Raw genomic sequence first — 19,775 nt, forward strand, 5'->3', positions numbered from 1 at the left:
GAACGTGCAGCTCACCGGGTCACACGGCGAAACGCCCCGTCATCGGGGGTAGTGGACTTCGCTCGCGAGCGTTCGGGCAGCACCCTGGATGGACGCGGGATCCGGTGCGTGAACACCGGCTCCCGCCGCCATCGCGGCGTGCCCGAGAGGCCAGGGAGCGGTCTGCAACACCGCTGACGCGGGTTCGAATCCCGCCGTCGCGTCGCTGGTGAATCCGGTGGGGCCTATGCCCTCGGGCGCGCCGCCTCGAACGCCGCGATCACGTCTTTCGGAAGCCGCCCGCGAACGCCGACGTCGTGGCCGTTCGCCAGCGCCCAGCTGCGGATCTCGGAGGGGGACGCCGTCGAGCGTGCCTCGGACGGCAGAGCGACGACCACTTCGGAAGGTCGGGAGCGCGGCGCAGCAGGCGTCGTGCGCTTCTCCGGCTCGGTGGACGAGCGTGTCGGCTGGAGGTGCTGGAGGAGGATCTCGAAGGTGTCCGGGTGGACGATTCGAGTTCCGTACTCGAGGGCGCGCTCGTGCTTGCCGCCCGAGAAGGATCCGTCTGCGACGAGGACCGCGGTCAGGCGGGAGACGTTGCCCAGCACCCGGACCCCGAGCTGCTCGGCGCGTCGTTCCAGCTTCTCGCGCTGACTCTCGTCGCAACCGGTGAAGGCGACGCGGTCGCCGACATGGAGGGGAGCGCCGTGCGCCCAGATCCGGGGCAGCGGCCCGAGCCCGGCACTCAGCCGGGTGATCCGGGCGGCGTCCGCGCGCTCGATGAGGGTCTTGACCGAGTTCGCCGGGACGGACAGCAGGGCGGCGAGGGCCAGGAGCTGCTGCCGTTCCGACTGCGACACCCGGCCGTCGTCGAGGGCCCGGTGCGCGAGCGCCTGCAGGAACGCCGTGTGGGCGGAGGCGACATCCGCCGCGGAGAGGCCGAACGTCCGGGTCAGCTCATCGAGGGCGGACGCCTCCGACACCGAGAGGTCGCCGTCGGTGAGGCAGTCGAGCAGCAGCTCGAGGTAGGCGATCGTTCCGACCGGCGCGCCCTCGTCGATGAGCTCGAGAAGGCCGACGTTCGTCAGCTGCTGCACGAGGGGCTGCTGCTCTCGGCGCTTCGGCGTGAGGCGGACGGGAGCGCTCCGCCGTGCTCCGGCGTCGCGGCGCCGCGAGACAGCGGCTCGAGACGGCGCGCTCGGCCAGAGCGGTGTGCGCGGAAGTGCGGCCAGCGTCGGATGCGGGCGACGACGATCGGCGGTGAGGTAGCTGCGGAGCAGTGCTGCCGTGGCGCGTGCGTCACCGAGTGCGGAGTGGGCGTCGACCAGCTCGACGCCGGCACCCCAGCAGCAGTCGGCGAGACGTCGGCGCTGAAGGTCCGGGAGGTAGTGGTGACTTCCGTCCATGGTGCAGAAGGTCGACAGTCTGGGAACCGCCCATCCCGCCGCCTGGAACTCCTCGTGGAGGAAGGCCGTGTCGAACTTCGCGTTGTGGGCGACGATCGTGACTCCGCCGAGTGCGGCGGCGATGGTCGGGGCGAGGTCGCGGAACAGCGGGGCGCCGGCGACGTCCGACGCCCGGATGCCGTGGATGTGGGTGGCGCCGACCGGTCCTTCAGGATCGAAGCGGGAGACCCACTCGTCGACCACGACTCCCGCCGCATCGGTGCGGACGATCGCCAGTTCGAGAATGCGGTCCTGCCGAGGGGAGAGGCCTGTCGTCTCGACGTCGATGACGGCGAAGGCGGGGACCCTTGCGCCGGTCGTACCCGCCGGCTTCTCGGGCGTCGGCACTGTCTCCAGCAGGCTCAGAAGCCACTTCACGATCCCCACAGATGTCCCCCTCGTCGAGTGCAGGTCTTCATGCTGGCAGACAGCGCCGCCCGTCCTGGCTGCGGGGGAGCACTTCTGCTCGGAGCGCCCGGAAGGACCGGCACCGAGCCCGCTCAGAGCGCCTCGGATCCCGGCAGCACCAGCTCGACGTTCCCCTTCGACGAGGCGGCGATGATCTCCGCCTGTTCACCCAGTGCGAGGCGCAGGTCGTCCGCGGCGATCCAGTGCCGGTCGGGCGAGCGCTCCGCCGACTCGAGGAAGCTGTTGCACGCGCGGTACATCGCGCGCACGGGTCCTCGGGCAGGGGACTTCGGGCGCAGCGACCGCATGACCTCGGCGATCTGCGTCCGCATCGACAGGACGGAGCGCTTCATCCGGTCGAAATCCGAGCCGGGCGACGTGTCGGTGCCCGGGACGAGTGTCCGTCCTGGGACGAGGAAGACCCGCCGCCGTCCGAGGTCGAGCAGCAGCAGGTCCAGGGCGTTCCACTCCGCCTTCTTCTCGGCGGAGGACTGCCGGCGGGACTCGACGTAGAGGGTCGCTCCGGCGCCAACGACGGCTCCGAGCACGGCGGCGAAGAGTTCTTCCATGCTCGGAGGTTAGGGCGTAGCCGGTCCTCGGTCCGGGGCGATGCTGTCGGCTCACCCCGAACACGGGGTCCGGGTCAGCGCTCCGGGGATCCCCGGTGAGCCTCGCGGACGGCATCGGCGAGCCCGGCCCAGGGCGTCGCGCCTTGCGAGACCTTCTCTACTCCCGCGAGACCGATCGAGTTGCCGGCGGCAGTGTCGAGCGCCGTCCGAGAGACGACGTGGAAGGTCCACTCCGCCAGGTCGAGCGGGTCGTACTCCGAGTGGCGGACGGACGTCTGCGTGCAGAAGACGTAGACGTCCGCATTCAGAGTCCGGGATCCCCGCGGTCCGGTGCGCAGCCCGCCGAACGACAATCGGCTGTGCCGCTGCTGCGGCCAGGCCTGCAGGAGGGCGGACGACTTCACCTCGACGGTGATGCCCTCGAAGAGCAGGTCGTACGCCTCCCACTCCACCCGGCGGACGTCCTGGAGACCGAGGGCTCTCGCGACCAGGAACTCCGCGAGGTAGCCGCGGGTGTTGTTCATCCGCAGATCGCTCATCGCGAAGCGCCAGAAGTCGAGGACCTGCGCGTCGATCCCGACGAACGCCTCGTCGCCGCGCAGCCCTGCCGTGGCGGCGGGCTGCTCGAACGGTTCGGACGACACGGCTACTGCGGGGTGGCGATGCAGACGGCCGAGCCGAAGGCGCCGGTTCCGGTCTCCTCGGCGAGGACCTCGCCGTCGAGGGTGATGCGGCAGGTGATCTCGCCCTCGTCGTCGGCGCCGTTCGTCGCGGTGACGGAGAACGCCTGGAAGGCGGTGCTGTCGACCTGCAGCTCCTTGGTGAAGGGGAGGGGCTGGGCGGCGGCCTGCTCGACGCCGGAGTTCGCGCCGTCGAGGGTGGAGTAGACGATCGACGTGCTCGTGCCCGCTCCGGTGACCTCGTAGACGAGGGTCTGGGGAGTGCCGGACGTCGCCGAGGCCTGCGCCGTCGCGATGGCGTTCGAGATGCCGCTCGCGAAGCCGGCGGTGTAGACGATCGCGAGGATGATCGCGAGCACGATCGCCAGGGCGTTGAGGATCGTGCCGGCGATGGCCGTCCCCTTCTTCCTGCCCTTGAGGAACAGCGCGATCACGCCGAGCACCAGGCCGACGAAGGCGACGAAGCCGGAGACGTAGTTGACGATCGGGATGACGGCGCCGACGAGCGCGACGATGCCGATGATCAGCGAGGCGAGTCCGAGGCCGTTCCCGGTCTTCGGGGGCTGCGGGCCGGTGCCGGGAGTGGGCTCGGGATACGCGGCGGGGTTGTAGGCGGTCATGCCGCGAGTATCGCAGGCGCGCGGTTGACCGTCCTATCTCTACATAGGTAGCCTCGGCGCATGACTCCGCTCAGCCGTATGACCGCCGCGACCGCGGACGTGCTCCGCGCGCTCCTCGACGCCTCCGGGCCGACCTGGGGGATGCTCGTCATCAAGGGCACCGGGCGTCCGGCGGGCAGTGTGTACCCGATCCTGGAGCGACTCGAGGGGGCCGGCTGGGTGTCGTCGGCGTGGGAGGCGGACACGGAGCGCAGCGGTCCGCGGCGCCGGCTGTACGAGCTGACGAGCGAGGGGGCGCAGGCGGCGACGAACGCCGTCGCACGGTTCGAGGCCGCCGCGGTCCGGCCGGTCCGGCTCTCCGGGGCGGAGGCCCGCGCGTGATCGACCTGCTGCTGCGACTCCTGGCCCTTCTGCTCCCGCCGCTCGCTCGCGAGCGCTACCTCGAGGAGTGGCGGGCCGACGTCGCGGGCGCGGAGGAGGCGGGGCTGCGGCGCCGCGACGTCGTGCTCGGCGCGCTCGTGCTCAGCGCGACCCTCGACCGCGGGCTGCCGGTGCACTCGGGGGAGCCGCGGTTCCTGCGGCCGCGGCGGCTGGCGCGGCGCGGGCTCGGGCTGCTGACGGCGGCCGCGGTGATCCTGATCGGCGGGTACCTGACCGGCGGAGGAGTCGTGCCGGAGGGGGTCTCCGCGGGGGTGCTCACGGTGATGCAGGCGACGGGTCGGGTCCTGATCGGGCTGGCGCTCGTCGTCGGGCTGGTCGGCGCCGCGCATATGGCGGGGGCCGCGCGCGCCGCCGAGACCCGGACGGCGCGGGTGTCGCTGCTCGCGGCGATCGCGGGGCCGGCGATGGTGGCGGGCGGCGTGCTGGTGCCGGGGGCGCCGTGGTGGCTGCCGCTCCTGGGCTTCCTGGTGTCGAGCGCGGGGCTGGCGACCGGTGTCGCGGTGATCGGCGGGACGCGGCCGATCGCGTGGGAGCACCGGACCGCGTCGCGGGCGCGGCGGGCGCCGATCGCGCTGGGCGGGGCGGCGCTCGTCGTCGCCGTGGTCGTGGTCGGCGGGGTCGACCTGCTGGTCTGGAACCCGCTCACCAAGGTGCCGGGCACCGATCTCGCCACGATCTACCGGCTGCTGGCCGAGCGCGACGGGTTCTCGATCACGGGGACGCTCGTCGCGACCGCGATCTGGGCCGCCTTCTGGACGGTGCCCGCGCTGTTCGTGGCGGCGCTCGCCGTGCACCGCGCGGGCGACGCCCTGACGCCGCGGCGGCTCGTGATCGTGATGCTCTCGCTGGTCGGCGCGGCGATCTTCTTCCGCTTCTTCACGGGCTTCGGCATCGGGATGTCCATCGCCGACTCGTTCGCGACCAGCGGCGGTGACGCGTCGGTCGTGTCCGCGGTGCTGCCGTGGGTCGGGCAGCTCTCGTTCGCCGTCGCGGCGATCGCCGTCGGCTGGGCGCCGCGGGCGCGGAGCGAGCCGGTCGCGGTGGCCGCCTGAGGGTGCGGGGTCTGCTGACTCGACTTCTGGCGGTGGTGGATCTCGATACGCCCGCAGGGCGGGCTACTCGATCAGCATGGGGCGCCGCCCGAGCCGCGGAAGCTCTCCGCAACATCAGCTGAGAGTGGGCCTCATCGCTCATCGGCGATGAGACGTGCTCCCAGCTGATGTTGTGCGGCCGGGCACGCGGAAGCGGGGCCGGCGGAACTCCGCCGACCCCGCCTGCCGTGCGGTGGTTACTTCTGGGCGGTGCGCCTGCGCGTCGCGGTCAGCGCGAGTGCTCCCGCGCCGCCGGCGATGAGGGCGAAGGCCAGCGCGGCGAGGCCGGTCGTGCCCTCGGCGCCGGTGTGCGCGAGAGCGGCACCGGGCTTCGCCGTGGGCTTCGGCGTCGCGGTCGGCGCCGGAGCGACGGGCCCAGCCGTCGCGGTCGGCTCAGCGGTCGGCGCGACGGTGGGCGCCACGGTGGGCTCCGCCGTCGGCGCCGCGGTGGGCTCCGCGGTCGGCTCGACCGGCGGCGCGGTCGGCGAGGCCGTCGGCTCCGGGGTCGGCGCGGCGGCCAGCTCCGGGGTCGATGCCGGGGCGACGCGATTCAGCGTCGCCTGCTCGTAGTCGTACGACATCGCGAGGAGTGCCGCGTCCTGGCTGCGCGGGGCGGCCAGCTCGAGGCCGGCGGCGGTTCCGGTCGAAGTGAAGCCGGCCGGCAGCGAGACCGTCGGGACTCCGGTGTTCGCGCCGACGTCGCAGAACGTCGTGCCCGCCCAGTCGGGGGTCGCCGCCGTCGCGCTGGTCGGCATGGCCAGGGCGTCGAGGTCGTTGTCGATGAAGAACTGGTCCATCGCCAGCTTGCCCGCGTCCTGGGCCGCGATCGCCGCGTCGTACGCGGGGTTCGGGATGTCCGCGTTGCTGTTGAAGAACGCGACGTCGTCGGGCAGCAGCGAGGTCTTCCCGTCCGCCATGACGTCCGAGAAGGTCAGCGCGTCGGCCGGCTCCGTGAGACCCGCGAGGCCCTCGGGCCAGGTGGCCTCGGTGTCCGCGAAGAACGCGTCGATGCCCGGGCGCAGGTCGAGGTAGCCGCCGCTCACCAGCGTGTTCGCCACGAACTCGCGGGTGAAGGTCGGCACCGGGACGATCTCGGCGCCCTGCGCGGCGAGGTCGAGGACCGCCTGGTCGACGAGCCCGGTGGTCTCGGCGAGGCCCGGGCGGGCCGGGTCCTCCTCGTAGTCCCAGCGCACGTAGCCGATGCGCTTGCCCTCGAGCGCGGTGTCGCTGAGCCCCTCGACATAGGTGGAGCTGTCCTGCTGATCCGCGATGACGGTCAGCGGGTCGGTCGGGTCGTAGCCGGCCAGCACCTCCATCAGGAGGGCCGCGTCGGTGACGGTCGTCGTCATCGGGCCCGAGACGTCCTGGCGCGGCGACAGCGGGACGATGCCCGTGACGCTGGTCAGGCCCATGGTCGGCCGGTAGCCGACGAGGCTCTGGTGCGCGCTCGGTCCGACGATCGAGCCGCAGGTGTCGGTGCCGAGACCCGCCGGGGCGTAGCCGGCGGCGACGGCCGCGCCGGTGCCTCCGCTCGAGCCGCTGGCGCTGTTGGCCTGGTTGTAGGGGTTGTTGGTGCGGCCGCGCTCGGAGCTGAGCGTGTAGGTGCCGTGCCAGGCGAACTCCGCCATGTTGGTCTTCGCGAGGATGATCGCGCCGGCGTCGCGCAGGCGCTGCACGGCCGTCGAGTCGAGCTTCGTCTGGTACGTGTGCAGCGAGGCGCTGCCCGCGGTGGTGGGCATGTCGAACGTGGCGTAGTTGTCTTTCACCAGGATCGGGATGCCGTGCAGCGGCCCGCGGATCGTGCCGGCCGCGCGCTCGGCGTCGAGCTCGGCCGCGGTGGCCAGCGCGTCCGGGTTGGCCAGGATGACCGCGGCGAGTCCGGGCTGGTCGCCGTAGGGGTCGTCGTAGGCCGCGATGCGGTCGAGGTAGCGCTGGGTCAGGGCGACGGACGTCGTCGCGCCGGACTGCAGGAGCGCCAGGGCGTCGGTGATGCTGAGGTCGACGACCGCGGGGGCGGCCGCGTCGACGGGGGGAGTGGTCGCGCCGAGCGCCGCGGGGGCGGCGAGGGCGGTGCCGAGTGCGAGTCCGGTGCACAGGGCGGTGGCGGCGGAGAGTCGGACGACCCTCCGGAACGAGGGGGTGGTGGACAAGCGACAACCTTCGGATCGAGTGGGAGGGGGCTTGGAGCCTCCCCAGTCTCGGAGCCGGATGTTGCACGCCTGTTTCGGCGCGGAGACGATCGAGCGCGCGCCGTGTCCCCCTTCGCGGGGTGCCGAGGGAGCGCTCTCAGCGGGAGGCGTCACCGACGAGCGCGGTGCTGCTCCCCTCCTCGTCGGGGACGCGACTGAGGATGTCGCCGGGCTGGCAGTCGAGGACCGCGCAGATCGCGTCGAGGGTGGAGAAGCGGACGGCCTTGGCGCGGCCGTTCTTGAGGATCGAGATGTTCGCGGTGGTGATGCCGACCGCGGCGGCCAGATCGGTGACCGACATCTTGCGCTTGGCGAGCTCGACGTCGAGGTGCAGGACGATCGCCATCAGACGACCTCGGCGAGCTCGCTGCGCTGCGCCACCGCGAGGTGCAGGAGGCGCCGCATCACCACGACGATCAGCGCGGTCGTCGCGCTCGCCACGGCGACCAGCCCGAAGGCGAGGGCCGGCAGGGGCGCGGGTGCCGCGGCGAGCGAGGCGACGGCGCCGACGACGGCCAGCACCGCGCCGGCGACGAACGCGCCGATCGCGAGGTCGACCCAGAGGTCGGAGCGGTGGTCGCCCGCGAAGAGCGTGTCGTCGCGGACCAGGCTGAGCAGCCGCCAGACCGCGATCAGCACGGCCTCGACGCAGAGCAGCCCGGCAACCACGACGGCGACGAGCACCGCGTCGACCGGCCCGCCGTCGAGCGCCTCCCGGGCGACCGGGCCGACGGCGAGCTGCACGAGCACGCAGCCGAGCAGCAGCACCAGCAGGAGGGTGCGGAGCGCGAGGAGGACGGGTCGGGGCATGCGGGGCTCCTGGGTCGGAAGGGGTGCGTGTCGAGAGGCCAGCATATCGAAAGACATGTGATTCCTATCGAAAATCGATACTCTCGCCTTCGATACACGGCAGCAAGCGAAGACGGGGGAACGGCGTGGGACGACGGGGACGAGCGCTCACGGGCGCGGCGGTACTTCTGACGATCGCGGTCGTCGCGACCGGCACGGGGCCTGCGGAGGGACTCGAGCTGGCGCTGTCGGCGGACGACTGCGTCGAGAGCGCGAGGGCGGACTGGCGGCCGGCGCCGCTCCTCGTGCGCGGTGAGCAGGCGGTCTTCGACGTCGAGGTCACCGCCCGGGAAAACTGTCCGGCGGAGCGCCTCGTCGCCGTCGCGGCCACGGCGTCCGAGGCGATCGACGCGGCGCTCGGCGCGGCTCCGGCGGGGCGGCGCTCGAGCGAGCTGGTGCTGCGGGTCGGCGACGACGTCCTGTCGATCGCGGACCCGCGGGAGCGCACGGCACCGGTCGACGCCTGGGACGCCCTGCGCCGCGGCATCGACGGGAGCCTCTCTGTGCGGACGGTCGAGAGCTACCCCGTCCTCGCGATCGTCCTCGCCCCGACCAGTGCGGCGACCGCACTCGACGCGCTCGATCTCCTCCTCGAGCAGCGCTCCGCCCTCACGGAGGGCGACCTCGACTGGACGATCGAGCAGCCCGCGACCGAGTCGCGCGGCGCCGCCTCGATCCGCGTGCAGGAGGAGCGCCCGGCCGACGAGATCGTGCGCCTCGCCCGCGAGATCGACGGCTCCTTCTCGGGGGTCCGGCAGTCGACGGTGCACCTGAACGGCGCGGTGCTGAACGTCGCGCTGACGGGGTCGCCGGGGGGGTCCACCCCGCGCTCGCTCCGCGACTCCGTCGTCTGGCCGCGCGTGCTCGGCACGATGACGGCGATGACCGACCGGGGGAGCGGCTACGCGATCGGCGCCGAGATCGCGGCGGAGGCGGCCGACGGCTCCGGGCCCGTCGTCGACTCCTTCGCCTCGTCGTCGCTGCAGTGCGCGGCGACGCCCGGAGCGGGCGCGACGACGCAGGCCGCCTTCGAGCACCTGCGCGCGTCGATCCGGCCCGCCCATCCCGGCGAGAGCTTCGCCTTCAACGGCCTGACCGCGCCGGCCTGCCGGTGAGCGCTGCACAACATCAGCTGAGAAGGGGGTCCCTCCCCCCCACAGAGGAGGCCCACCCTTCTCAGCTGATGTTGTGCGCGGCCCCGGTCAGTCCAGGTGCCGGAGGTACCGCTGCGGGTCGCCGAGGAAGCCGCGCCAGGTGCGCACGAGGTCCAGATCGTCGTACTCCGAGCGGCGGAGGCCCCACTCGCCGAGCTCGTAGAGGTCCGCGCCCGGCAGCGCCGCCAGCACCGGCGAGTGCGTCGAGAGGATCACCTGCGAGCCGCCCGCCACCAGCGACCGCAGCTGCCCGATCAGCGCGAGGCAGCCCGAGACCGAGAGCGCCGACTCCGGCTCGTCGAGCAGCCAGAGCCCGCGGATCCGGGAGCGGTTCACGACGATGTCGAGGAACGACTCGCCGTGGGAGCGCTCGTGGTAATCCGCATCGCCGAGGCCGATGTCCTCGAGGTAGGTGAAGAAGCCGTGCATCGTCTCCGCGCGGAGGAAGAAGCCGCGCTTCGAGGCGCCCGCCCCGCGCACGAGCTGCAGCTGCTGGGAGAGGTCCGACTCCGAGACGCGGGTCGAGTGCATCGCGCCGGTCGAGCCGCCCTCGGCGTTCAGCCCGTAGGCGAGCGCGATCGCCTCGAGCAGCGTCGACTTGCCGGAGCCGTTCTCACCGGTGATCACCGAGACGGGGCCGAGGTCCCAGCCCTCGTCGAGCACCTGGCGCACCGGCGGCAGGGTCGCGGGCCAGACGACGGACTCGAGCGCGGAGGGGTGCTTCTGCACTCGGCGCACGGGGAGGGAGGAGAACACCTGCACCCCCTCCGGTCGCGACGACCCGGCCAGTCAAGCACGGGGCCGTGGGAGCCGGCGGCTCAGACCGCCCAGCCCGCCTCCGCCAGAGCGAGCGCCGCATCGGCGCGCGGCGAGTACGGCAGGTCCTGATCCAGCACCACGCGGTAGTCGGTGGCGCCCGGGCCGACCCAGAGGATCGAGTCGTCCGCCCCGGCCCGGCCGACGGCGGCGCGCACGGCCTGCGCGGGCTCGGCGATCTCCTGCACCTCGCAGCGGCCGTCGCGGGCGCCGTCGAGCAGCGCCCGGCGGATCCGCGCCGGGTCCTCGAAGCGCGGGTGGTGGTCGGTGACGATCAGCAGGTCGGCCCGCTCGGCGGCGGCGCGGCCCATCGGCGCGCGCTTGCTCGGGTCGCGGTCGCCGTCCGCGCCGAGGATCACCAGCACCCGGCCCGGCGTGACCTCGCGGAGGGCGTCGACGGTCCGGGCGACGGAGTCGGGGGTGTGCGAGAAGTCGACGTAGAGCCGCGGCCCGGCCTCGCCGGAGACGAGCAGGGTGCGGCCGGGGACGGCGACGTCGATGCCGTCGGCGACGGCGCGGGCGAGCGCGTCGCGGTCGTGGCCCGCCTGGATCAGCATCACCAGGGCCAGCGCCGCGTTCGAGGCCATGTGCCGGCCGATCAGCGGGACGGAGGTGGTCACGCCCCAGCCGTCGGGCGCGGTCAGGCGGAACCGGGTCGCGTCGGCGCTCAGCGCGAGGACGTCCACGCGCCAGTCCGCCTCGGCGGTGGAGCCGACGGTGACGACCGGCACCTCCGCCTCCGCGGCGACCGTCCGCCCCTCCGGAGTGTCGACGACGACGACGCCGCGCCGGCTGCGGTCGGGGCGGAAGAGCCGCTGCTTCGCTCGGAGGTAGGCGCCGAGGTCGCCGAAGTCGTCCAGGTGGTCGTGGCTGAGGTTGGTGAAGCCGGCGACGTCGAAGACGAGGCCGTCGACCCGCGAGCGGATGAGCGCCTGCGCGCTGACCTCGATCGCGGCGGACTCGACGCCGTCCTCGCGCATCCGGGCGAGGAGCGCGTGCAGCTCGGGCGCCTCGGGCGAGGTCAGGCGGCTGGCGACGACGGTGTCGCGGCTGCGGCGGTCCGCGGTCGAGCTGAGGCCGGAGGGCACGCCGAGCCGGCGCAGCACCGCGTCGAGCAGGTGCACGGTGCTGGTCTTGCCGTTGGTGCCGGTGACGCCGAGCAGCTGGGGACGGTCGCGGTCGGTGCCGTAGACGCGGGCGGCGATCGCGCCGAGGGCGGCCCGGGGATCCGCGGACACCAGCACCGGCAGGCCGCTCGCCCGCGCGGCCGCGAGCCCGGCCTCGTCGGTGAGGACGGCGACCGCTCCGGCCGCGGCGGCCTCGTCGGCGAAGTCCGCCCCGTGCCGGCGCCGGCCGGGCAGTGCGGCGAAGAGCGCGCCGGGGGAGATCTCGCGGTGCGCGAGGGTGACGCTGCGGATCAGGACGTCGCCGTCGCCGATCAGCGCGGACGCGTCGCCGAGCTCGTGCAGAGGGACACCCGCCGGGCGGCGGGGTTCGAGGAGCCGGAACGTCGGCATGGGCCTGTCTCCTGGGAACGGACCGGTCCCGCGCGGAAGCGACCGCGCGGGACCGGAGGGGTCGTGCTACTTCGCGGTGGGGCCGTAGAACGAGGTGATCTCGTCCAGCTCCATCTCGGCCGTGGTCTGGATGAGCTTGAGCAGCTCGGGGTCCAGCCCGGGCGAGAACTCCTCGAAGCGCTCCGGCGCGATCGTCGACGGCACGCCCTCGGGGGCCTGCTCGTTCGCCGAGAGTTCGGTGCGGAAGTTCATCGCCTGGAAGAGGTACTGCATCATCGTGCGCATCTCGCCGAACTGCCCGCCGAGGCCCTCCTGCAGCGCGTTCGCGGCGGCCGGATCCGGCTCGTCCTGCTCGATGTCGGTGATGAGTCGTTGAACGTGGAAGTACACCATTGTCTCCAGAAGGATCGTCGGTGTTCCCACCCTCCGCCGCGCTCCTGGCGTTTGCAGAGCCCCTTGCCACCGAGGGGGTGCGCGTGCGACCGGGCGGGTGGCTCACCCCGGTCCGCCGCCCTGTGCCAGGCTCGGAGCATGACCGAGCAGACCCGCACGACTCCGCGACCGGTCGACTCCCGCGCGCTCGCGAGCGCGGGCGTCGCGGTGCTCGGCGCGCTGCTGGTCGGCGTCCCGCTGCTCGCGTCGGCGCTCGCCGTCGTCGCGATCGTGCTGGCGCTCGGCGCCCGGAACCGGCTGCGCGCGGACGAGACGCTCCGCGGCGCGCGCGTGAGCCTCGTCGGCTTCGTGCTGGGGCTCGGGGTGCTCGCCGTGGCGTTCGGCCCGCTGGTGCTCGGGTGGGTGCTCGGGCTGTTCGCCTGAGGCCGGCGACTACCGCTGCGCGAACGCCTCCCGGTACACGCTCGTCAGCTCGGGGGAGTCGGCCGCGCTCAGCCCGCAGGTGAGGATCGTGTCGCCGTCGGCGGCGATCAGGTAGTCGATGCCGCGCTCGAAGACGATCGGGGCCCCGTCGACGGCCAACTCCGCCGCCTGGGTCACCGTCACCGCGTCACCGACGTCGCCGGCGAACCGGTCGATCACGCGCAGGGTGACGGTGCCGTCGTCGATCGAGGCGACCTCGGCGCGGAAGGCGAGCTGCGACGGCGCGAGCGCCTCGGCGGTGACCGGGGCGCACTGGTCCATCGGCCCGCCGGTCGCGGGCAGCCGCAGCGCGGAGGCGGAGCCGCCGGTGGTGACGCCGAGGGCGAAGGGGAGCAGGAGCGACGCGGCGGCGCCGACCGCGAGCGCGCCGACCCCGACGATGAGCCAGGGGGAGCGGCGGCGGCGGACGGCGGCGGGGTCGGAGTCGGCGGGGTCGGGCTCGGTGCCAGGCCCGCCCGTCGCCTGCCCGCCCATCGCCCGCTCCCGGTGCTCGGCGAGCTGCGCGCGGGTGAGCGGGGCGAGCCCCTCCGCCGGGTCGGTCGAGCGCACCAGCCGGCGCAGCTCCGAGTCCTCGATCGCGGTCATCGTGCTCCTCCTTCTGAGGTCGTCGGGTCCTGGGCGGCGCGGCTCTCGTAGAGCTCCGCGAAGCGCTGGCGGGCGCGGTGCAGCCGGATCGACGCGGCGTTCGGCGTGATCCCGAGGACCTCGCCGATCCCGCGGGCGTCGAGCTCCTCCCACGACCACAGCCGCAGCAGCTCGGCGTCGGACTCGCGCAACCGCGAGAGCACGAAGCGCACGGTGTCGTCGGTGGCGGACGGCCCGTCCGGGTCGCGCACCTCCTGCGGCGGGTCGACGACGGCGATGCGGTGCGTGAGCAGGACCTGGCGCCGCTGCATCCGGCGCGCGTTCTGCAGCTGCAGCCGGGCGACGCCGATCGACCACGCGATCGGGTCGTCCTCCGGCACGTCCGCGACGCGGCGCCAGAGCACGGCGAGGGTGGCGGCGAGCACGTCGTCGGCCGTGGCCTCGTCGGTGCGGCGCCAGAGGTAGCGGCGGACGGGGTCGGCGACCACGCCGGCGAGCGCGGCGAAGCGGTCGGGACCCGCGAGGGGAGCTGGCATGTGCCTCATGCTCCCTCCTGTCCGGCACGCCCGCCGTTCTTTCACCGGCGCGCCGACCCTGCTCCCGGCTGCGTCACGGCGAGCGCGGGCGCCCGTCTGCTCGGCGCACCTCCGGCACGCGATTCCGGCTCCGGCACGTCGTTCTGCCGGATCCCGGCGTGCCGGAGCCGATTCCGCGTGCCGGAGGTGCGCCTCCGCCCGCCCCGCCCACCTTCGGCTCGCGGTTCCGGCTTCGGCTCGCGGTTTTGCGGGCTTCCCGCGTGCCGGAGCGGTTTCCGCGTGCCGGAGGTGCGCCTCCGCCCGCCCCGCCCACCTTCGGCTCGCGGTTTCGGTTCCGGCTCGCGGTTCTGCGGGCTTCCCGCGTGCCGAAGCCGATTCCGCGTGCCGGAGCTGCGCCACCGGTCGCCGCGCGTACCTCTGGCTCGTGATTCGAGCTCCCGCTCGTGGTTCCGGCGGCTTCCCGCGTGCCGGAGCCGATTCCGCGTGCCGGAGGTCCGCCGGACCGCCGCCGTCGCCCGCCCCGCCGCCTCGCTACTCTGAAGCGCCCCCATCCCCCTTCCGCCGAGGAGCCCCATGCCCATCTGGTCCCTGCACGGCGACGGCCGCACCGTCGCGCCCGGAGCCGTCGTCGGCCCCGCCGAGCGGCTCAACTGGCCCGCGACCGTCGCGATCGGCATCCAGCACGTCGTCGCCATGTTCGGCGCGACCTTCCTCGTGCCCGTGCTCACCGGCTTCCCCGTCGCCACGACCCTGCTCTTCTCGGGCGTCGGCACGCTGCTGTTCCTCCTGATCACCCGCAACAAGCTGCCCAGCTACCTCGGCTCGAGCTTCGCCTTCATCGCCCCGGTCACCGCGGCGACGGCGGTCGGCGGCACGGGATCGGCGCTCGCCGGAGTCGTCGCCGTGGGCGTGCTGCTCGCGCTCGTCGGCTTCGTCGTGCAGTTCGCCGGACTCGGCTGGATCGACCGCCTGATGCCCCCGGTCGTCTCCGGCGCCATCGTGGCGCTGATCGGCTTCAACCTCGCCCCGACCGCCTGGTCGAGCTTCCAGCAGGCGCCGGTCACCGCGACGGTCACGCTCGCCGCGATCATCCTCGGCAGCGTCTTCTTCCGCGGCTTCCTCGGCCGCGTCTCGATCTTCGTCGGCGTCGTCATCGGCTACGTCGTCGCGCTGATCCGCCAGGAGATCGACTACTCCGCCGTCGCCGACGCCGCCTGGGTCGGCCTGCCGCCGTTCAGCTTCCCCGACTTCGCGTCCGGATCCACGTGGTCCGGCATCGCGATGTTCCTGCCCGTCGTGCTCGTGCTCATCGCCGAGAACGTCGGCCACGTGCGCGGCGTCGCCACGATGACCGACTCCTCGGTCAACCAGCACACCGGCCGTGCCCTGATCGCGGACGGCATCGCGACCACCGTCTCCGGCGCGTTCGGCGGCTCGGGCACCACCACCTACGGCGAGAACATCGGCGTGATGGCCGCGACCCGCGTCTACTCCACCGCCGCCTACTGGGTCGCCGGCGTCACCGCCGTGCTGCTCAGCCTCTCGCCCAAGGTCGGCGCGGTGTTCAACTCGATCCCGGCCGGCGTCCTCGGCGGCGCGACCACCGCGCTCTACGGCCTCATCGGCGTGATCGGCATCAAGATCTGGATCGACAACCGCGTCGACTTCTCCCGCCCGGTCAACCAGTACACGGCCGCCGTCTCCCTCGTGATCGCGATCGCCGGCTTCTCCTTCAGCTCCGGCGGCTTCGAGCTCGGCGGCATCGTCCTCGGCGCAGCCGCGGCCCTCGTGATCTACCACCTCGGCAACGCCGTCGCCCGCTGGCGCCGCACCGGCGCCGACGACGGCGGCCCCCTGCCCCCCATCGGCCAGCTCGGCGGCGACCCGCAGCACTGACCCGCGCTGCCCCCGCCGATCCGTCACGAACGGTCGTCCTCCGCGCCGGCGGACGACCGTTCGTGCCGGATCACGGGCGCCGCTCGTCCCGATTCGACACTTTCTGCTGGTCCCGCCGGCTCAGAACCGCAGAAAGTGGCGAACCGCGCGCCGGATCCAGCCCGAGACGCGTGGCCGGTGCTCGGACGCGTCGGTCTCGATACGCCGCTGCGCGGCTACTCGACCAGCATGGGGGCGGTGCTGCGCGGCTCTTCCATGAGCACGGGGGCGCCGCTGCGCGGCACTTCGACCAGCATGCTCTGGTAGCTCTGCCGTCTGCGCGTGGGCGCTTCATGTTGATCGAGTAGCCCTCGGAGAGGGCGTATCGAGATCCGCCGTGGCACGGGCGGGGGCACGGGGCCAGCGCGCTGGCGGGCGTGGGTCTCGATACGCCGCTGCGCGGCTACTCGACCAGCATGGGGGTGCCGCTGCGCGGCTACTCGACCAGCATGGGGTGCCGCTGCGCGGCTACTCGATCAGCATGAGGGTGCCACTGCGCGGCACTTCGACCAGCAGGGGGGTGCCGCTGCGGGGTCGGCGGCGCGGCCGCGGTCAGGCCTCCGCGGCGTGGAGGGCGAGCTTCGCGTAGAGGTCCTCGAGGAGGAGGCGGGTGTCGAGGTGGGTGTAGACGCGGACGTCGGGGCCGTCGCCGGCGCGGGGGCCGTACTGGCCGCCGGGGGTGATCGAGGGGCGGGGGACGCGCGCCGTGCGGCTCGAGGAGGCGTCGGGCTCGAAGGCGGAGAGCAGGGCGGTCGCGAGGACGAGCGGGCTGTCGCCGAGGGCGTAGGTCTCGCCGAAGCTGAGGCCGTGCGCGGCGCCCATGCGGAAGACGCCGTCGAGGGCGTCGAAGAGGTGCCGGCCGAGCTCGCCGGCGGTGCGCATCCGCACGCGCAGCTCGGCGACGGACGCGAGCGGCTGCCGGTACGCGTCGCGCGGGAACTGCTCGATCGGCAGCGCGGACGCGAACACCTCGGCGGCGGCGGGCACGTCGATCAGCAGGTTGTACTCGATCGGCATCGCGCCGGGCGGAGGGACGGCAAGGCCCGGATGCTCGGGACCGCCGATCCAGACCAGCGTCATCCTGGCGGCGATCGACGGCTCGAGGCGCAGCGCCGCCGCCACCTCGGTCAGCCCGGCGCCGGCGCAGAGGTACAGCGGCCGCGGGTCGTCCCGCAGCGCCTCCGCCACGATCGCGCGCGCGGCGTCCGACACCCCAGCATCCGGAGTGTTCGACCCCGCCACCACCGGCACGTCCGAGCGCCCGCAGAGCGCGAGCACCTCGCGCGCCGCCGCCGCCGCGTTGTCCGCCGTCCGGTCGGAGGGATCGAACGGGTCGCCCGGCCGCAGCCGCGAGCCGACGACGAGCGCCAGCTCGACCGACTCCGACAGCGCGTGCTGCGCGAGCTGCACCAGCCCGTCCGGATCGCCGGAGTAGTCGTTGTCCGAGATCACCCGCACCCGCGGCGGCACGCCGCTCACGACACGACCTTCGTCAGCCGCACAGCCATGAACTGCCGCGCCGGCAGCTCCACCCGGAACGACCCGGAGAACACCCCCGGCACCCGCGAGACCGTCATCCCCCAGGTGTCGATCACATCCACGATCCAGGAGTCGGAGGGGTCGCGCACGATCTGCCGGAACCGCGGCCGGTTGAAGCCGAAGTAGACCAGCTGCACGCCGCCGCCCCCGCCCCAGGGCGCGTCCCAGTCCGAGGGCAGCGGGTCGATCCGCCCCTCCGGCATCTCGGCGGTGATCCGCCGCAGGAAGGCGATCCGCGCCGGGCTGTCGCCGACGAGCTCGCCGCCCTTCGACCACCAGAGCTCCTCGCGGTCGTTGAGGTACGTCTCGCCGTGGCCGACGTAGCCGCCGCGCACCGCCCCCTCCCAGAAGCGCCGGACCATCTCCTCGCCGGTGATGTTGCCCCAGCCCTGGTCGATGTCGCCCTCGTAGGCGCACTCGTCGATCACGACCGGCTTGCCCCACTGCTCGCGCCAGGCGTCGGTGTTCTCTGCGGTGCGGTAGACGTCGATCCGCTGCACACTCGCGTGCGTGATCCACGGCCGGGAGTAGTCGTAGAAGCCGAAGCAGTTGTGGATGGAGAGCAGGTGGCCCACCGGGTCCTCGGCGACGACGAGCGCGGCGAGGCGCTCCCAGTCGTCGACGCTCTTCGACCAGAGCAGGTCGTACTCGTTGGCGAGCGACCACCAGACGTTCGGCGAGGCGGCCAGGCGCCGGACGACGTACCGGGTGACGAGGTCGTCGGCGGCCCGGCCCATGTCCGAGAAGCCCCAGCGGTCGTAGGCGTGGAAGAGGATCACGTCGGCCTGGATGCCGAGCCCGTCGAGGTCCGCGACCCGCTCCTCCAGCCGGCGGAAGAACGCGGGCACCGGCCGGTCGAAGTCCCAGCCGTCGCCGTCGCGCTCGAACGGATACAGCTCCGGCTCGTTCGTGTTGTACAGGTACGCCTTCGGGAACACGCAGTGCCGCACCTTGGTGAACGGCGCGTCCGCGAGCGTCGCGAGGGTCGCCTCCTGCAGCGCCTCGCTCTGGTGCGTCCAGGCGTACGCGGTCGTGCCGAGCGGCAGGTGCCGGGTGCCGTCCTCGTGCGCGAAGTGGAAGGTGTCGGCGACCCGCACCGGCCCGTGCGCGCCGGGCAGGGCGGCCTCCACGGTCACGGAGGCGGTGAGCCCGTCGAGCGAGCGCGCGGTGGACGCGGTGGACACGGTCCAGACGCCGGCGGCAGGAGGCAGGAACCGCACCCGGTACACCCCGTCGCCGTCGTAGAAGCCGCCGGCCCGCACCGTCTCGTCGCCGAGCGAGAACTCCGCCGAGAACTCGACGTCCACGAACGGATTGCCGTGCGCCGGCCCGTCGACGACGACCTCGGCCGGCGCCCACACGGTGCCGGAAGCGACCGGTCGCACCGCGGCGGACGCGACAGCGACGTCCTCGCCCTCGTAATCGGAGCGCGGCAGCACGGCCACCCGCTCCGGCCGCGGCGCCGCGACTCCGGAGTCGTCGACCGCGTCGAGCGCCGCCCAGAAGGAGGCCTCGCGCTCGGGGTCCGCCTTCAGCAGCGGATCCATCCCCACGACGAGTCCGACGGGGGCGGAGCGCAGCTGCACCAGCAGCGGCGAGTTGACGACGCCCGGGACGAAGCGGCGCACGACGTCGCCCGCCTCCCCGTGGTCGAGGACGGCGGCCAGGGTCGATTCGCGGGAGAAGCCCACGGTCACACCTCCACGGTGGTCAGGGTCTGCACGGTGCGCCGGAATTCGGCCTGCATGTCGAGGGAGTCGCGCTGGAGGAGCCACTGCACCTGCAGCCCGTCCATGGTCGCGATGACGCGGATCGCGGCGCTGCGCGGATCCACGCCCGGCACCAGCTGCCCGCGGGTGAGCATGTCGCCGAATGCGCCGGTGAACAGGTCGACGATGAAGCGGTAGCGGTTCGCGAAGTACTCGTGCGCCGGGTGGTCGGCGTGGGTCGCCTCCGCGGAGAGCACGCACTGCAGCTCGACGAGGCCGGGGATCTCGGTGTTGTAGGCGACCAGGTCGATCAGCGCGCGGACCGTGTCGATGCCGGGCACGGCGTCGCCGCTGGGCACCCGGACGATCGAGTGGTCGTCGCGGAGGGTGAGCACCGCCGAGAGCAGCTCCCACTTGTTGGCGAAGTGGTGCAGCACGCCGGCCTGGCTGAGCCCGACCTTCTCGGCGATCTCGCGCAGCGACGCGGCGTGGTAGCCGCTCGCGGAGAAGACCTCCAGGCCCGCGGCCACGATCTCGGCACGCCGGGCGGCGGTCTTGGCGTACTGCCCGCGCGGTCGCCGCGGGGGAGAGGTGGGGAGTGCCATGAAGTGCCTCCAGGCGCATCGTTGCGAGGGGGCACGGAGCCTCCGGTGCGAGAAACCTAGCCGCTAGAGGTTTCCGAGTCAAAAACCTGGTGCCGAGTCGGCTTTCGGAAAGCTCCCCGTCAGCGCCCAGTTCCAAGCGCCTCGCGGGACGTGAACGGTCACGAGAATCACGAAAACCTAACGGGCTGAAGTTTTTCTTCCCAAAACCTAGGGGTCGTCTGTTTTTCGTGTT

19 protein-coding genes, 1 tRNA gene and 1 pseudogene are annotated in these 19,775 nt (G+C 73.2%); 6 read left to right on the forward strand and 15 right to left on the reverse strand.

All coding sequences use genetic code 11. The features are described from left to right. Positions 1 to 132: 132 nt before the first annotated feature. A tRNA-Cys gene (locus MT351_RS03205) sits at positions 133 to 203 on the forward strand. 21 nt (positions 204 to 224) lie between these two features. Here MT351_RS03205 and MT351_RS03210 read toward each other — a convergent pair. The 4 genes from MT351_RS03210 to MT351_RS03225 form a co-directional block, all read right to left on the reverse strand. Beyond that, the gene (locus tag MT351_RS03210; RefSeq protein WP_243581235.1) at positions 225 to 1,811 is read right to left on the reverse strand and encodes a histone-like nucleoid-structuring protein Lsr2; all 1,587 of its coding nucleotides are present in this window, start codon (positions 1,809 to 1,811) and stop codon (positions 225 to 227) included. Between the two features lie 113 nt (positions 1,812 to 1,924). After that, entirely contained in the window at positions 1,925 to 2,401 is a 477-nt protein-coding gene (locus MT351_RS03215) for a hypothetical protein (RefSeq protein WP_243581236.1), read from the reverse strand. A 74-nt stretch (positions 2,402 to 2,475) separates the two neighbouring features. Next, positions 2,476 to 3,045: a hypothetical protein gene (locus MT351_RS03220; RefSeq protein WP_243581237.1), complete on the reverse strand. Its 570-nt coding sequence runs from the start codon at positions 3,043 to 3,045 to the stop codon at positions 2,476 to 2,478. Positions 3,046 to 3,047: 2 nt separating this feature from the next. Further along, positions 3,048 to 3,701, reverse strand: coding sequence for an MmpS family transport accessory protein (locus MT351_RS03225; RefSeq protein WP_243581238.1), 654 nt, complete (start codon positions 3,699 to 3,701; stop codon positions 3,048 to 3,050). Between the two features lie 60 nt (positions 3,702 to 3,761). Here MT351_RS03225 and MT351_RS03230 point away from each other — a divergent pair, with 60 nt between their 5' ends. Together MT351_RS03230 and MT351_RS03235 are read left to right on the forward strand one after the other, a co-directional pair. Continuing rightward, positions 3,762 to 4,082: a PadR family transcriptional regulator gene (locus MT351_RS03230; RefSeq protein WP_243581239.1), complete on the forward strand. Its 321-nt coding sequence runs from the start codon at positions 3,762 to 3,764 to the stop codon at positions 4,080 to 4,082. Further along, a complete protein-coding gene (locus MT351_RS03235) occupies positions 4,079 to 5,194 on the forward strand; it encodes a hypothetical protein (protein WP_243581240.1) in 1,116 nt (371 codons plus the stop codon). Before MT351_RS03230 ends, MT351_RS03235 begins: the two co-directional genes overlap by 4 nt. A gap of 236 nt (positions 5,195 to 5,430) precedes the next feature. Here MT351_RS03235 and MT351_RS03240 read toward each other — a convergent pair whose 3' ends face one another. From MT351_RS03240 to MT351_RS03250, 3 genes are all read right to left on the reverse strand, one after another. Then, positions 5,431 to 7,383 carry an amidase gene (locus tag MT351_RS03240; protein ID WP_243581241.1) on the reverse strand — a complete coding sequence of 651 codons (1,953 nt, stop codon included), beginning with the start codon at positions 7,381 to 7,383 and terminating at the stop codon, positions 5,431 to 5,433. Positions 7,384 to 7,519: 136 nt separating this feature from the next. Beyond that, entirely contained in the window at positions 7,520 to 7,768 is a 249-nt protein-coding gene (locus MT351_RS03245; RefSeq protein WP_173251434.1) for a helix-turn-helix transcriptional regulator, read from the reverse strand. Continuing rightward, positions 7,768 to 8,232, reverse strand: a complete 465-nt coding sequence (locus tag MT351_RS03250) for a DUF2975 domain-containing protein (RefSeq protein WP_243581242.1) — start codon at positions 8,230 to 8,232, stop codon at positions 7,768 to 7,770. The genes MT351_RS03245 and MT351_RS03250 overlap by 1 nt, the downstream gene beginning before the upstream one ends. A gap of 125 nt (positions 8,233 to 8,357) precedes the next feature. On the opposite strand from MT351_RS03250, the gene MT351_RS03255 reads away from it, so the two are divergent. Next, positions 8,358 to 9,386 (forward strand): hypothetical protein, encoded by a 1,029-nt coding sequence (locus MT351_RS03255; protein ID WP_132437906.1) that lies wholly within the window; start codon positions 8,358 to 8,360, stop codon positions 9,384 to 9,386. 87 nt (positions 9,387 to 9,473) lie between these two features. Here MT351_RS03255 and MT351_RS03260 read toward each other — a convergent pair whose 3' ends face one another. The 3 genes and pseudogenes from MT351_RS03260 to MT351_RS03270 all read right to left on the reverse strand — a co-directional run. After that, complete coding sequence (locus tag MT351_RS03260; protein ID WP_243581243.1) at positions 9,474 to 10,187, reverse strand: AAA family ATPase; 714 nt, start codon at positions 10,185 to 10,187, stop codon at positions 9,474 to 9,476. 56 nt (positions 10,188 to 10,243) lie between these two features. Next, the gene (locus tag MT351_RS03265) at positions 10,244 to 11,758 is read right to left on the reverse strand and encodes a Mur ligase family protein (RefSeq protein ID WP_243581244.1); all 1,515 of its coding nucleotides are present in this window, start codon (positions 11,756 to 11,758) and stop codon (positions 10,244 to 10,246) included. Between the two features lie 240 nt (positions 11,759 to 11,998). Beyond that, positions 11,999 to 12,148: pseudogene (locus tag MT351_RS03270) on the reverse strand (manganese catalase family protein); the annotation flags it as partial. Positions 12,149 to 12,289: 141 nt separating this feature from the next. On the opposite strand from MT351_RS03270, the gene MT351_RS03275 reads away from it, so the two are divergent. Continuing rightward, on the forward strand, positions 12,290 to 12,574 hold the full coding sequence (locus MT351_RS03275) for a hypothetical protein (protein ID WP_132437903.1): 285 nt from the start codon (positions 12,290 to 12,292) through the stop codon (positions 12,572 to 12,574). A gap of 9 nt (positions 12,575 to 12,583) precedes the next feature. Here the strand turns inward: MT351_RS03275 and MT351_RS03280 are convergent, their stop codons facing one another. Both MT351_RS03280 and MT351_RS03285 read right to left on the reverse strand, forming a co-directional pair. After that, positions 12,584 to 13,219 carry a hypothetical protein gene (locus tag MT351_RS03280; RefSeq protein ID WP_243581245.1) on the reverse strand — a complete coding sequence of 212 codons (636 nt, stop codon included), beginning with the start codon at positions 13,217 to 13,219 and terminating at the stop codon, positions 12,584 to 12,586. Further along, positions 13,216 to 13,755, reverse strand: a complete 540-nt coding sequence (locus MT351_RS03285) for an RNA polymerase sigma factor (RefSeq protein ID WP_243581246.1) — start codon at positions 13,753 to 13,755, stop codon at positions 13,216 to 13,218. Before MT351_RS03285 ends, MT351_RS03280 begins: the two co-directional genes overlap by 4 nt. Positions 13,756 to 14,328: 573 nt before the next feature. On the opposite strand from MT351_RS03285, the gene MT351_RS03290 reads away from it, so the two are divergent. Continuing rightward, on the forward strand, positions 14,329 to 15,651 hold the full coding sequence (locus tag MT351_RS03290) for a uracil-xanthine permease family protein (protein ID WP_123446681.1): 1,323 nt from the start codon (positions 14,329 to 14,331) through the stop codon (positions 15,649 to 15,651). Between the two features lie 591 nt (positions 15,652 to 16,242). Here the strand turns inward: MT351_RS03290 and MT351_RS03295 are convergent. The 3 genes from MT351_RS03295 to MT351_RS03305 are packed head-to-tail and all read right to left on the reverse strand — an operon-like array spanning position 16,243 to position 19,543. Continuing rightward, positions 16,243 to 17,169, reverse strand: a complete 927-nt coding sequence (locus MT351_RS03295) for a nucleoside hydrolase (RefSeq protein ID WP_243581247.1) — start codon at positions 17,167 to 17,169, stop codon at positions 16,243 to 16,245. Further along, positions 17,166 to 18,926: a DUF5605 domain-containing protein gene (locus MT351_RS03300; RefSeq protein ID WP_243581248.1), complete on the reverse strand. Its 1,761-nt coding sequence runs from the start codon at positions 18,924 to 18,926 to the stop codon at positions 17,166 to 17,168. The genes MT351_RS03295 and MT351_RS03300 overlap by 4 nt, the downstream gene beginning before the upstream one ends. Next, a complete protein-coding gene (locus MT351_RS03305) occupies positions 18,923 to 19,543 on the reverse strand; it encodes a TetR/AcrR family transcriptional regulator (protein WP_132437468.1) in 621 nt (206 codons plus the stop codon). Before MT351_RS03305 ends, MT351_RS03300 begins: the two co-directional genes overlap by 4 nt. Positions 19,544 to 19,775: the final 232 nt, after the last annotated feature.

Origin of the sequence: Rathayibacter sp. VKM Ac-2926 (assembly GCF_022815565.1) — a bacterium.
GTDB classification, from domain to species: domain Bacteria; phylum Actinomycetota; class Actinomycetes; order Actinomycetales; family Microbacteriaceae; genus Rathayibacter; species Rathayibacter festucae.